General features: G+C 32.4%; 9 protein-coding genes. 7 read left to right on the top strand and 2 right to left on the bottom strand.

Features of this window, described 5'->3' with window-relative positions; all coding sequences use genetic code 11:
* Nucleotides 1-443: 443 nt before the first annotated feature.
* From Q0505_RS13730 to Q0505_RS13715, 4 genes are read left to right on the top strand one after another with little or no spacing between them, the layout of a single operon-like run.
* Nucleotides 444-638: a helix-turn-helix transcriptional regulator gene (locus tag Q0505_RS13730; RefSeq protein WP_299213827.1), complete on the top strand. Its 195-nt coding sequence runs from the start codon at nt 444-446 to the stop codon at nt 636-638.
* Nucleotides 635-2956: an EcoAI/FtnUII family type I restriction enzme subunit R gene (gene hsdR / locus Q0505_RS13725; protein ID WP_299213824.1), complete on the top strand. Its 2322-nt coding sequence runs from the start codon at nt 635-637 to the stop codon at nt 2954-2956. Before Q0505_RS13730 ends, hsdR begins: the two co-directional genes overlap by 4 nt.
* A complete protein-coding gene (locus tag Q0505_RS13720) occupies nt 2957-4741 on the top strand; it encodes an AAA family ATPase (protein WP_299213821.1) in 1785 nt (594 codons plus the stop codon).
* Nucleotide 4742: 1 nt separating this feature from the next.
* On the top strand, nt 4743-6863 hold the full coding sequence (locus Q0505_RS13715; protein ID WP_299213818.1) for an N-6 DNA methylase: 2121 nt from the start codon (nt 4743-4745) through the stop codon (nt 6861-6863).
* Nucleotides 6864-7629: 766 nt separating this feature from the next.
* Here Q0505_RS13715 and Q0505_RS13710 read toward each other — a convergent pair.
* A complete protein-coding gene (locus Q0505_RS13710) occupies nt 7630-8712 on the bottom strand; it encodes a toll/interleukin-1 receptor domain-containing protein (protein WP_299213815.1) in 1083 nt (360 codons plus the stop codon).
* A 149-nt stretch (nt 8713-8861) separates the two neighbouring features.
* A complete protein-coding gene (locus tag Q0505_RS13705; protein WP_299213812.1) occupies nt 8862-10070 on the bottom strand; it encodes a patatin-like phospholipase family protein in 1209 nt (402 codons plus the stop codon).
* Between the two features lie 315 nt (nt 10071-10385).
* On the opposite strand from Q0505_RS13705, the gene Q0505_RS13700 reads away from it, so the two are divergent.
* The 3 genes from Q0505_RS13700 to Q0505_RS13690 all read left to right on the top strand — a co-directional run bounded on the left by Q0505_RS13700 (nt 10386) and on the right by Q0505_RS13690 (nt 13706).
* Entirely contained in the window at nt 10386-11990 is a 1605-nt protein-coding gene (locus Q0505_RS13700; protein WP_299213809.1) for an SIR2 family protein, read from the top strand.
* The gene (locus Q0505_RS13695; protein WP_299213807.1) at nt 11987-12715 is read left to right on the top strand and encodes an MBL fold metallo-hydrolase; all 729 of its coding nucleotides are present in this window, start codon (nt 11987-11989) and stop codon (nt 12713-12715) included. The genes Q0505_RS13700 and Q0505_RS13695 overlap by 4 nt, the downstream gene beginning before the upstream one ends.
* An 802-nt stretch (nt 12716-13517) precedes the next feature.
* Complete coding sequence (locus Q0505_RS13690) at nt 13518-13706, top strand: hypothetical protein (protein ID WP_299213805.1); 189 nt, start codon at nt 13518-13520, stop codon at nt 13704-13706.
* Nucleotides 13707-13864 lie beyond the last annotated feature (158 nt).

Raw genomic sequence — 13864 nt, 5'->3', positions numbered from 1 at the left:
CCCATAAGGGACTTGCACCCTCTAAATGAATTATTTATCTTTCGATAAATAAAAGATGCCCATGCTGGGCACACACAGTGTATATAAAAAATAGCGCAAGTCGGTGCTAAAACAAAGGCTTGGGCATTTTTGGAAAGTCGCCAAATTTTTAAATTTGACAAATTTCCAAAAATAAAATAATTAATAAAATTTAAAAATTCGGCTTGTGTATAATCTGAAATTTATCGCTTATTTTCAGCGCTACATTTCATATACGAGATGTTGTGTTTCCTGCAAAAAAAAAGCCAGCCGCACATTTTAGCACATTTGATTTTTGCCAACGCTAAAAGCCAACGCTGAAAAACCAAAAGAGCTAAAATCCCCAACACTCTATTGTGATGCTTTTTGCACTCATAATATGAGATGTTTTACTATCTTGTGGTCTGATAAAAATAAATCCTCTAATGAATAGGATTAAAGAAGTATTAGACGACAAAGGAATAAAGCAGACTTGGTTAGCTGAAAAGCTAGGCAAGAGTTACAATATGGTGAATTCCTATGTGAAAAATAGAAGACAACCGAGTATCGAAGATTTATACAGGATTGCCGAAATCTTAGATGTAAATGCTAAGGACTTATTAACTGACTCAGCATCATGACAAGAAAAATATCGGAATCAGATACTAGAGCAAATTACATTGATCCAAAACTTATTGAAAGTGATTGGACTTCTGATAATATTGAACGAGAATACTATTTCACAGACGGTAGAAAGTTATTTGGAAATAAAAGAGGTAAACGCCTGTTTCTTGATTACTTGCTGAAATTTAACAATACTAACCTAGCGATAATAGAGGCTAAAAAGATTGATGATCACCCAACCAAAGGACTTCAACAAGCTTTAGATTATGCCGAGAAATTAAAAATCAATTTTGTCTATGCCACCAATGGCAAACGAATTTATGAATTTGATCGACAAAAAGGTTCAGGTGAATACATTGATGAATTCCCTACTCCAAATTCTCTTTACAACAGGTTATATCGGAAGAATCTCCAGCTAAAAGAAAAATTACATGGTATCCCTTTTCATCTGACGGGTCCAATGAGACCTAGATATTACCAAGAGATTGCGGTAAACAAAGTAATGGAAAGCATTGGAGATGAAAGCAAAAGAATCCTATTAACCCTAGCTACAGGAACTGGTAAAACCTTTATCTCATTTCAAATAGTTCACAAATTACTACAAGCAAAATGGAATTTAGATGGAGAAGATAGAAGACCAAGAATACTGTTTCTAGTTGATAGAAATGTACTTGCTGATCAAGCCATAAACACATTTAATCCTTATGAAAATGATGTTGTTAAAATTGATGGTGAAGAAATAAAAAGCAGAAATGGTGTTGTTCCAACAAACGCATTTATCTTTTTTGCAATCTATCAGGCAATTGCAGAGAGAGAAAATATTGGCGGATACTACTCAAAATACTCTTCTGACTTTTTTGACCTTATCGTAATTGATGAGTGTCACAGAGGTAGTGCAAATGAAGAAGGTTCTTGGAGAGCAATTCTGGATCATTTTAAACCAGCGGTTCATTTAGGATTAACAGCTACACCAAAACGTGAAGACAATGTTGATACCTACAAATATTTTGGAAAGCCAATTTATGAATACTCATTAAAAGACGGTATCTCTGACGGGTTTTTAACTCCATACAAATTGAAAAGAGTTAAAACCAATATTGACGAATATATCCATACAAACGATAGTAAAGTAATACAAGGTGAGGTTAAAAAAGACCGCTACGAATTAAAAGACTTCAACAAAAGCATAACTATCGTTCAGCGAACTGAACTTATTGCACAAGCTATCTTAAACAATATTGGAGCAATGGAGAAAACCATTGTTTTCTGTGTTAATCAAGACCATGCTCTGGAGCTCAGAGACAAGATTAATAAACATAAAACTATTTCCGACTCAAACTACTGTGTTAGAGTTACTTCTGATGAAGGTAAAATTGGCAGAACATTTTTAGAATCGTTTCAGGATAATGACAAAGATATTCCTGTGATTCTAACATCTTCCAAAATGCTAACGACTGGGGTTGATGCAAGAAACGTGAGAAACATTGTACTTACTGCACCGATTGGATCTATGGTCGAATTCAAACAAATAATTGGAAGAGGAACTAGAGTTTATGATGGTAAAGATTTTTTTACAATTATTGATTTTGTAGGAGCTACTGATCTTTTCTATGACGCTAAATGGGATGGTATTCCCGAAGACGAAACAGAAACTGATGAAACTGGAAATGGAAGTTCAGAAGCAAAACCAAGAAAACCAAAACCGCCAACAGTTGAAGAACCTAAAGGCGAATATGGAGAAAAAAAAGAAAAACTGATTATCGAATTGAGTAACGGACGAAAGCTTAAAATCATTGATATTGATACTCGTTATATAGATGAAAATGGGAAACCTTTAACAGCTAGAGAATTTTTAGAAAAGCTTGTTGGAGAACTACCTGCTATTTATAAAGATGAAGCACATCTAAGAAAAATCTGGGCAAACCCGGACACAAGAAAAAACCTATTAGCCCAACTCGGTGAACTGGGTTTTGACAAAGAACAATTGGACGTTTTGCGGAATATGATTGCCACTCCAGAGTGTGACATTTTTGATGTGTTGTCCCACATCTCTTTTAGTTCAGGTTTAAAGACTCGAAAAGACCGAGCTTTTTCTGTGCGAAATGACGATAAATTCTTCTCTATTTATCAGAATTTAAAGGCACGTGAATTTTTGGAATATGTGCTAAACCATTATGAGAAATTCGGAATTGAAGAACTGCAACGAGATAAACTTGGCGATTTAATAAAACTAAAACTAGGAACACCGAAAGATGCTAAAGTCATTTTCGGAGATATGAAAAATTTGCTTGGAGCCTATTATAAACTTCAAGAAAACATATATAAAGCTTCATAAATGGAATTAACTATATCAAAAAATAAGATTCACCAATTTCCACAGACACTCACTTTGGATAGTAATGTAATGACTTTTGTAGGTGAAAACGGGTGTGGTAAATCTGCCATTTTAGAAAGTATTTTTACTGATCACCTTGATGATAATCAGGAAGAAACTAGGCTAATCACCTTCTCTTCTGGTAACAATGAATCCTTCTCTTCCATTTTTAAGAATAGCATAAGGAGTAAGCAACGATTCGTTGTAAACAACTCTGATGATGAAGAAAAATTTGAAAACGCAATAAATGCATTCTACTTTGACGAAGGCTGGGTAAGGTTACTGATTTTCTTCGCAACGGCTCTTAAAAGAGAAGGGAAAACAATTGAGTTCCTAAAGTCCAAAGAATTAATAGACACAAATGCTGATGGAGTCGATATTTCTACAAAAATTGGTTTCCCTTTTCGTGTTAGAAAATACTACAATGACAAAATAGTATATGCTGTAGAACAAGAAGCAGAAGACTTTGAGCTTGAACAAAAATCAATACGCAAGACTTTTTTTCATCAATTTTTATCGAAACTAACAGAAAAAATACACTCAGCAGATTTCGACTTTGAAACTGAAAATTCGAGAATTGTTAAATCTTGGAAATGGTTTCAAGCTAAAGATGCTGCCCTAGTTTTAGGTACTGACACAAATAAAATTTTCTCTTTTCTTGCATGGGCTTCGTTACATAACCAGTTTATCTTTAAGAATGAGTGTGGGTTATATTTCAAAGGGGATTTGGAATTAAATCAACTCAGTGACGGTGAGCATCAATTACTTGCAATTTATTCTCTTATTGACTTATTCGACTCGGAAAACACACTGTTTTTACTAGATGAAGTCGACTCTCATTTATATTATCGTAACATTCAAAAGCTTTGGAATGTTTTTGGTGAAATAGATGGTAAGGTAATCACAACAACCCATTCTGCCGACTCAATAATTCTTAATGAGTTCACGAACATTAAACTGGTTCAAAGAGGTAAAATCGAAGAAGACACGGTAGCAAATCAAATTCTTGATCGATTAGAATCATTGTCAGCAGGCGGTAATTATAAATTATCAATTGCGGGTAAAGTAAAATACCTTGCTCTAGTTGAAGATTATTTTGACTGGTTTATTTTTCTTGAACTGTGTAAAAAGAAGATTCCTGATTTCGACCTAAACATTCAACAACAGATCCATTATATTAAATGTAGTTCTGGGTTCAGCAATTATTCTCAAAGATTTGGAAGTTCCAAATTAGATTGGGTTGATTCTTTTAAGAAACATCATTCAAACCCTAATACCAATACAATTTTTCTAGTATGTGATAGAGACAACCTCTCTATTGATGATGTTCAAGATTCAGGTTTAGTTCTTAATTCGGTAGCTACTGGTAGGCAAAATAAAATAAACCTTAGAGGTGCAGGAAACAAAGCCGCCTACCTCTTAAGTTGGAAACGAAGAGAAATTGAAAATTACCTACTAAGCCACACAATGCTTAGAGCCCATGGAAAGTTAGCAGAAATAAATCAGCATTTAGCACCAATTCACCAGCTTAGACCAGAGGAGCCATGCGACAATGTAGATGTTCGCAATTTAGATGTTAAAACAATGCTTCAACCATTGTACTTAAAAGATGGCTTAGCTGTTATTCCAACAGATGAAAGTGGAGTTGATTATAATAAACTATCAGCAATTATTGTGGAAATACCTGTAAATGAAATATCAAATGATATTGTAAACATCTATAATTTCATTAAAGGAAAAATATAATATGAGTGATATACAAAACAAAATAGACCGAATTACCGATATCCTCAGAAGAGATGATGGTATTAGTGGTGCAATGCATTACACAGAACAAATTTCTTGGATCTTGTTTTTGAAATTCTTAAATGATTTCGAAGAAAACAAAACAGATGAATCAATTCTAGAAGATAAAGAATATGAATTCGTAATTCGTAAAGATTTAAGATGGGCATCTTGGGCTTGTCCAAAAGATGATAATGGAAAGTTAGATGTTAAGCGAGCACTTACAGGTAGCGACTTAATAGAATTTGTTAATAATACCTTCTTTCCCTATCTCAAAGGTTTTAAGAATAACATAAGTGATCCACAGTCCATAAAATATAAAATAGGTGCGATTTTCGAATACTTGGACAATCGAATTGCAAGTGGTCATACGTTGCGAGAAGTTTTAGACATCATTGATGCACTGGATTTCCAAAGCTCTGATGAGCTTTTTGAACTTTCTCAGATTTACGAGAACCTGCTTAAAGGCATGGGTTCTGATGGTGGTAATTCAGGAGAATTTTACACTCCTAGAGCAATCATTAAGGCAATGGTTGAAGCTGTTGACCCTAAAGTGGGTGAAACAATTTATGATGGAGCTGTGGGAAGTGCAGGCTTTTTAGTAGAAGCATTTGAATACATGACAACAGATGATAAGAAGGCAAAATATTCGGCATCTGATTGGGAAAAAATTCAAACAAAAACCTTTTATGGGCAAGAAAAAACTTCACTAGGCTATGTAATGGGGATGATGAATATGATTCTTCATGGTATCGAAAGTCCGAATGTTTACAAAGGAAATACCTTGACGCAAAACATTCGTGATTATCAAGAAAAAGATCGTCACAATGTAATACTTGCTAATCCACCATTCGGAGGTAAAGAGAAAAAACAAATTCAGCAAAATTTCCCAATAGAAGCAAACGCAACTGAATTACTTTTTTTGCAACACTTTATGAAAATATTAAAAGTGGAAGGTCGTGCTTCCATCATTATTCCAGAAGGTGTTTTGTTTCAAACTGCTGGAGCATTTAGTAAGGTTAAGCAAGATTTATTAGAAGGATTCAATGTGCACACAATTGTGAGTTTACCCAGTGGAGTTTTCCTGCCATATAGCGGTGTCAAGACTAATATTTTGTTTTTCGATAGAAAAGGATCAACATCAAAAATCTGGTATTATGATGTAACTCCACCGTATAAATTGACTAAAAATAAACCCATCACATATGAACATATAATGGAGTTTGTAAAACTATTTAAACACCCTGAAAAACGAAATCATACTAACGCCAAAACAGATAAAAAGTGTAATGACTGGACTGTTCCTGTTAGCGACTTTCAAGATTTTAATTTAAGTGCAAAAAATCCACATAAGGTAATTGATATCGAGCATATATCTCCAAAAGAATTGCTCTCAACTGTTAAGAAAAATGACATACAAACCAATGAACTTTTAAATCAAATTAGAAAAATAATTGAAGGTCTAGACGAGGAGTTTATTAAGTTTAAAGGAGTAAACACACCTATTAAAAAATTATTAATGAAAACTAATACCATAAACCCAAAAACTGAGTATTCTAATAGAGAATTCACATATATAGATATTTCTTCGGTTGATAATAAACATTATTCCATTTCATCTCCAAAAATTTTGATTGGATCTGATGCTCCAAGTAGAGCACGGAAATTGATTAGAAAAGGTGATATTGTGTTTGCAACAACTCGTCCCAACTTAAAGAATATTTCAATGGTTTCTGAGACATACAATAATCCAGTTGCCTCAACTGGTTTCTGCGTGTTAAGAGCTAATCCTGAATTACTTCTGAGTGAATATTTATTTTATTACCTAATATCTGAAAGTGTTCAATCTAAGATTAAACCCTTTATACGAGGTGCTCAATATCCAGCAATTTCAGATAAAGATTTGACAAACATAGAAATCCCTGTTTTACCACTAAGAAATCAGGAGCAAGTTGTAGAAAAAGTCAGGGAATTACTAAACAGAAACAATAAAATTATTACAGCTTTAAATCTCAAAATTGAGAATCTAACCTTATTAAAAAACAGTATTTTAAATAATGCTTTTAAAGAAAGTCTAAAATGAAAGCCAGCCTACAGCATCCATACACATTGCCAAGTCGCTCAAAGGTCAGCCGCACTAGCCAAAACTTGTCAAAGAGTATGTCTGCCCCAACGCTGAAAACAAAAAGAAAGCACGAAAACACAGTCGAGTAGGAAAAGGGGAGTCTCACCCCTAAACCTCTCACAGAACCGTACGTGAACCTCTCAATTCATACGGCTCTTATTATGCAGTCAATTCCTTTAGGTTAACTGATAACCTAATGCCCAATGATAAAACAGGTTTGGATAATCTCTAGTTATACGCCTTAGCCCTGCTGTAGGCTTCCCTAAAATCAAGCATCAGTTTCTTTATCATCAACAGATTACTACTAAAAAACAACTCAAAACTATACTTGAAAAACTATTTTGATTTATAACACGATCAAGCCTCAAATGAGTCTAGGCGGTAATACACCTCTTGAAACATTTAATGGAATATCTATTTAACTTTCTAGATATACTAGTGGTTTTGGAGAGCGAAAAACCTTAAGGAAACAAGTAAATAAACAGAATGCTTGCAAAGTCTGTTTCTAAAACAAATCAAGTCATCGAAACTAAAAGCAAAGCTGATAAAACAACTTTACTCTTTAAATTAATAGCTAGTTTTCAAAGGCCACTTGCAACTATCTCTTTTTGTGATGAATCCCACAAATAGGACACATTATTGTAAAATGGACATAGAGGTTACACTACAAAGCTTCTCATCTTTACCAAAATTTAACAATATGGATTTTCGTACAAAGCATACGTTATAAGTAAAATAATTTCATCCCTTTCACTAATTTGCCATAGTTAAGATCAAATAACTGGTTGTCTTTCCAACTTGAAAAAGAAAGTATGTTATATTTTTTGACTTGCCTCCATAAAACACTTTTATTTACTATTGTTTTCCAAGAATCATCAATTGCAATAGGACATAAAACTGGCCTATTTTCTTCTTTCTCTCTTTCTCTTGCCCAATCTAATTCTGCCTCAACCCAATCGCTTTTAATAGAATTTTCTGATAGTATAGGAAGAATAATATCATTTGCTCTTATTGCAGATTGAACTTGAAATTCGATAGGACCTGAAACCATATCTTGACGATCCATCCATACAGCTACACCATCATTTTTTAATCGATAATAAAGCTTATCTGCAAAAATTTCGTCTCTTTGGGAATATGAAATAAAGATCCCTCCAATAAAGAAACCTTTACTCCTTTTATCAAATACAGAATATTGTAGGTCTACAATTTCAGAAGCATTTAGTCGATGGTCATATAGCCTTACTTCCATAGCTGACCATTCAGAAAAACCACATCCTTGTAAAAAATATTTAGAAATTCGACCAAAAGAATTTGTCAATGTATTAACATTAATGTCACTAGGCGCAAAATGGGTTGACATATCTAACCCCAAAGTATCGCTAAGATTAAGGTCATAAAACTTTGTTTCTCCAAAAACAGCCCTCTTAAATTGAGTGTTACTTAATAAGGTTCTCTTAAAAATACTACCTCCAAAATTAGAGTTTTCTAGTCTGCAACCTGAAAGGTCAGTATTCGTAAAGTTAGTAACTCTAAAATCACAATTATTTATAATAGATCCTTTGAAACTAGTACCGTGTAATTTGCTATCAATAAACCCTGTATTAGTTAATTTAGAATTTTCTAGATTTGCACCTGCCAAATTCGCTCCATTTAAGTTCGCATTACAGAGGTTAATTCCTTTAAGCTGAATATAACGGAGGTCAGAATTTGATAAATCTAGTTGAGTAAATGGATTTTCTTTTCGAAACTCTTCTAGCGCGAAAATCCCTGAATTTAATATTTCAATATGTTTTTGATTTGCCATAAGTCAGTCAAGCATTGTAAAACATTAATATATAGAAATATACGTAATTAAAAAATATGTCCAATTAGTAAATTTGATCAACCAATCTTAATCCTTCTTAAAATCGTGAACGCTAAGACTCCTTATGTACATATATATGATTTATAAGTTTAAATTCTTTTCCATTTCTTTAGACCTTCGCTAAAATACTCGTCTCCTTTTGAGTACATTAATTCATTTTCCCTAGTAACACTAAATTCAATGGGTTGATTTTTTATTTTTCCATCTCGCCATTTCAGAAAACATTCCTTCAGTAGATCTATTTCTTCGTCTTTAGTTAAATCCATATCCATGCTGTAAAGTTTATCCAACAATTCAATTACTAATGGATTTGTGTTTTTGTCAATATGGATAATTGGAGAAAGACGAATAAATCTATTTTCTATATCATCAGAAATAGATTTTGAAAGAAACATCAAACCAACGTAGTTCGCCCAATCTGGAGGTTGAAACAAAATTGTTTTGGCTTGGTTCATTACAGTTTCTTTAAAAAATTCAAATTGGAATTTGTAACGCCAAAATAATAGTTTCTTTTTTCTTTCTTTTATAGTAATTGACCTTACTTGATAAAATCTATCTTTTTGAGCTTTAGACATAAGTTTATTGGCGTTACCTAATGAAATAACAGTTATATCATCCAATGGGATTGATAATCGAAAAGCTTCGATGATGCCAGCGACTACTGGGTTATTGAAACCACCTAAAGCTCCATCCCATAAATAATACCAGATATTTGTTTTGTCAGCTTTTATTCTCGCAGGAAAATCAAAATACTGAACAGGAGCGTTTGAAGATCCATGAATAGCTTTAGTTAATGGAACAAACTCCTCAGTTGCATTATTTGGGGTATATGATCTAAAAAATTTAGCTCTGTTGTTCAATGCGTCAAAAGTACATACTATTAGTTTCAAAGATGGTTTACCAATAAAATCTGGTAAGTCATCCATTGTCATTTTATGAGCTTTTGGAAATAGTTTCCTAAAAGCTTCATATTTTCTACTTGAACTATATTTTGGTCCGAATGAAAACATTTTAGTTATTGAAACTGGCCAGAATGTTTCCCAAAATGAATTTTCACTAAAAATGCTTTCTCTTATTGATTTGTCATCAAAAAGAGTCAATGCCTTATCTATTGTCCAATCCTCAGCTAAAGCGCATAAAACAATACTCCCACCTGAATTCGCAATGACCATATCAAATTGCTTTAATATTGCATGACCATTTAGTTCTGGAATTTCATCTTTATATCTTTCTTTTAATGTTAAGAGTTGGAGAATAGCCCAACTTCCTCCACCATCTAATGAGAGTATTTTATACATAACTTAAAATTCTTTTGAAAGAAACTAAGTTACTAAAAAAGAATTAGTTGTGGTAATACCATACGCTTTGTAATCAGTAGGTCGTCGGTTCAAGTCCGACAACCAGCACCACTTAACTAAAGGCTTTTCACAAATTCCTTAATCTTTGAAAAACGTTTACTCTGCATTCTACTATGTAAATAAGAAAAATCAACTTTTTCACTTCTTTTATAAAATTAGTTGCTAAAAATATTTGTTTTTATTACTATTTATTAATAGTTAAACCACTCTAATTGAGTAACTTTAGGTCATTGTTCAATTTAAATAAAATCAAAAATGGATGCAGAAGAAAGGGGATATGCACCACCACCAAATGAATACTTAAGACAAAAATTAGAAGAAGGAAATGTTGTGCCTTTGATAGGTGCAGGAATATCTATGGGTGCAGAACTTGCAGATAATCTAAGAATGCCTAGTTACAAAGAGTTATTATTAGACTTATTAGAACAATCTAAAAGGCATATGGAAAGTGCTGAGATTGATAAATGTCAAAGTCTGATCACGGAAGGTAAACTGATGAAGGCAGCTGACATCATCGAAGAAACTTTAAGTTCTGGCGATCTCTATTATGAGATACGGAAACTTTTAAACCATCTTCAACCCAAGCCATCTATGGTTCATGAAATTTTAAACTTATACGATTTCGAGGTAATTATTACTTCTAATTATGATCGATTGCTGGAAACATCTCTTTATCCTACTCCAGAGGTTGTCACCTATATGGATACGGCTTCAATAAAGGCTCTTAAACAAGATAAAAAACCATTTATTTTTAAGATTCATGGAGATTTAACTAGACCAGAAACTGTTGTGTTAGGATGGTCTCGGTATCAAAAACTACATAAGGAAAGTATTAAAGCTGGATCAAGTTTTAGAGATAAAGTTAATGCTAGAGGTGAGCGTATAAATATTGAAAAAGCTCTAGAACTATACATTCAATCAACATTACTCGAAAAGACTCTTCTTTTTTTAGGGTGTTCATTTGCTGATAGTGAATATTCAGAATATTTTTCAAATTTTTCAAATGCTTATGGTAATACGGGAAAGCATTTTGCTTTAATAGTCAAAGACTCTGTCCCAAAAGATAAAATGCGTGAATGGTACAAAAAAATGGGAATAACTTTTATCGAATACGTGCCCGATAAAAATTTTAGTCAAGTTTGGGAATATCTTGCTTCATTAAAACCCCAAAGAAAAAATTATGATCCACAGCCAGGTACAAATTATGAAAACTTCTATTTAATAGAAGAACGCCCAGATTATTTGAGACAGCAATTTGAGGCTGAAAAAAAATCAATTTCTTGCAGATATATAACCCCTTCCATTACTAATTGTTTATCTACAGAAGATTATATTCATCAACATTGCGATATAAAATTTGACCGCTATAAAGATCGTTTAAAATCAGATTTTCCAGATTTCAAAAATGCTACGTTAAATTATATGTTAAAAAGAGCTAAGGGGATTGAAGATAAATTAGCTGATCCTAATTTTGAACTCAGAGCTGTATTTCTTTTTAGTAAAGTCAGAAAAGAACTAGAGGATGCAAATTCAATAATAATAAACAGATATAAGTATATTCTTGATTTATATGACAGGTTTCCAAACAAAATCCACTTAAGAGCTTATCAAGGAAGTATAAGTGAGAAAGATTATATGAAGTCAACTTATGCATTAGTTTTTGCTGGTCATGAGGGAAGTGATATTAATTATTTTTATGCTTCACAAGCTACAAGTAATAATTTTACCACACATATGATTCAAATGAATACAAGATTTGTTACTGAAAGAGTCGAGCATTTTGAAAAATTTTGGGTAGCTTCAGCAAGCATTAATGAAACTAAAGAAATGTTGTACAATGAAATTAAAAAGTTTTTATGAATAAAATTTATAGACCTACTTTAAAGGTTCTTGGTGTTGGATCTGGGACTACCGAAATTCTATACGGAGAGCCTAGTAGTTCATTTTGTATTTTGAATAAAGAAAAATGTATTCTACAAGTTGATATTGGTTTTGGTGTTACTAGAGCGATCAAAAAACACTTAGAAATATTTCCCAAAACTATTTATATATCACACAATCATTTAGATCATGCAGGTGAGCTTCCTGTCGTATCACAGGTTTTTAAAGATCAGCATTCTAAATTACAAATACTCTCTGCTCCAAAAGTTCAGGAAAAACTAAAAAAACACAGATTAAACGAAATAGATAATGGAGGTCTTAATATTGATGAATTGATTGATTGGCAAAAGATTGAACCAGAACAGATTTTCCATATAAATGAAAGTTTTTCAATAGAAATTATGCAAGCCCAACATTCAGAAATTTGTTATGGTTTTCGTCTTAGTTATCGGAATAAATTGATTTTAGCCTATTCAGCTGACAGTGGATACAACAAGGCTTATTATGAATGGTTAAGTAAAGCACCTGTAATGATTCTTGATGGTAGAATTAAAAGCTCAAAGGATCATGCCAGTTTTGATGAAATAGCTGAGTTTTCAAGTTCATTAAAAGAAAAGGAAATATACATATTACACTATGGTCGATCTATAGATAAAATAGATAATTTAAAATGTTTAATACCAGGACAATTGTTCACCTTGTAATTTTTTTCTTTTACATTCTGCTAAAAATTAAGAGATGAAAAATCCCAAAATATATAACTATGAAAACGATAATTTGGCTAGGTGGCTCAATACTATTAGGACGACTGGCCTTTATGTATTTTAGAAAAAGATATATGAAGAATATATCGAAAGCTATAACAATGAAATTGATAAAGACCTTGATAAAGGACAGACAAAATTCATTAATCATTATGGGTTAAAAATTAAAGAATATCGATAATTAGCAGATAAATTTATTAAAAGATCTAATTACACTATCAGAATAACTATATTGATCTGTATCATAATAATTTTAATTCAGAAATTCGCTAATTGATAATGTAAGATTCCTCAATGTCGATAGTTAGCTTCATAATTCATTTTTCCCATAACACAAGATTATACAAAAAGCTGCAATCTCTAGAATACTTTTGAAATAAAGCACCCCCTACAAGGGAAGTTACTCAAAGTGTGGTCTTTATATAATTCTAAATTAGTATAGTTTTGTTCTTTCAAGCGCTAAAGAATGAAAAGAGTTTCCTAGGATACATCGATTAAACATATTACTCGTCACGGACTTTTACAAGACATACTTACTAAAGAACAAATAGCTCTGATTCCAAGCTCTAATATTTCACGATGGAAACAATAGTCTGATAATAAATACCAACACAGCGAGGTCAATAAAAATCTTACCCAAGAAGTAGATCTTATCAAAAGATTAAATCAATCTTCTAACATCAAAAAATCAACCAAAGCTATTTTTAACCTTATTGATACCTTCCTCGAAGTCATCTCCAAAATGAAAGGTATTAAAACACTTATAAAAGATCAAAAGGAGTTAGTGGTTAACACCATTGAAACAGTAAAAGATATTGTTCCTATTGATACTGCTCTTAAAATCTTCAATATTTCCAGAACCACCTTCCAACATTACATATCATTGCTCAAAAAGATGTGGTCTTCTCAAATTCTATGGTGGAAGCTCTGAACAAAGTCATTAAACACCAATTTCTGCATTGCAAAGAAACTAATAATGAGAATCAGCTTATAAGTATAATGGTAGATACGATCCCAAATATAATACTATACGTTCACAAATGAGCCTTGGTGGAAATATACCTGAAGAAACTTTTAGTGGATTATCTA

The organism is uncultured Dokdonia sp. (genome assembly GCF_937910895.1).
Lineage (GTDB): Bacteria > Bacteroidota > Bacteroidia > Flavobacteriales > Flavobacteriaceae > Dokdonia.
The sequence above is the reverse complement of the archived record's forward strand: the minus strand, read 5'-3'. Positions and strand labels throughout refer to the sequence as shown.

What these genes read in the sequence shown, in the direction of transcription:
- Q0505_RS13720 (WP_299213821.1), top strand. Translation starts at nt 2,957, where the DNA reads ATGGAATTAACTATATCAAAAAATAAGATTCACCAATTTCCACAGACA.
- Q0505_RS13730 (WP_299213827.1), top strand. Translation starts at nt 444, where the DNA reads ATGAATAGGATTAAAGAAGTATTAGACGACAAAGGAATAAAGCAGACT.
- Q0505_RS13690 (WP_299213805.1), top strand. Translation starts at nt 13,518, where the DNA reads ATGAAAGGTATTAAAACACTTATAAAAGATCAAAAGGAGTTAGTGGTT.
- Q0505_RS13710 (WP_299213815.1), bottom strand. Translation starts at nt 8,712, where the DNA reads ATGGCAAATCAAAAACATATTGAAATATTAAATTCAGGGATTTTCGCG.
- Q0505_RS13715 (WP_299213818.1), top strand. Translation starts at nt 4,743, where the DNA reads ATGAGTGATATACAAAACAAAATAGACCGAATTACCGATATCCTCAGA.
- Q0505_RS13705 (WP_299213812.1), bottom strand. Translation starts at nt 10,070, where the DNA reads ATGTATAAAATACTCTCATTAGATGGTGGAGGAAGTTGGGCTATTCTC.
- hsdR (WP_299213824.1), top strand. Translation starts at nt 635, where the DNA reads ATGACAAGAAAAATATCGGAATCAGATACTAGAGCAAATTACATTGAT.
- Q0505_RS13695 (WP_299213807.1), top strand. Translation starts at nt 11,987, where the DNA reads ATGAATAAAATTTATAGACCTACTTTAAAGGTTCTTGGTGTTGGATCT.
- Q0505_RS13700 (WP_299213809.1), top strand. Translation starts at nt 10,386, where the DNA reads ATGGATGCAGAAGAAAGGGGATATGCACCACCACCAAATGAATACTTA.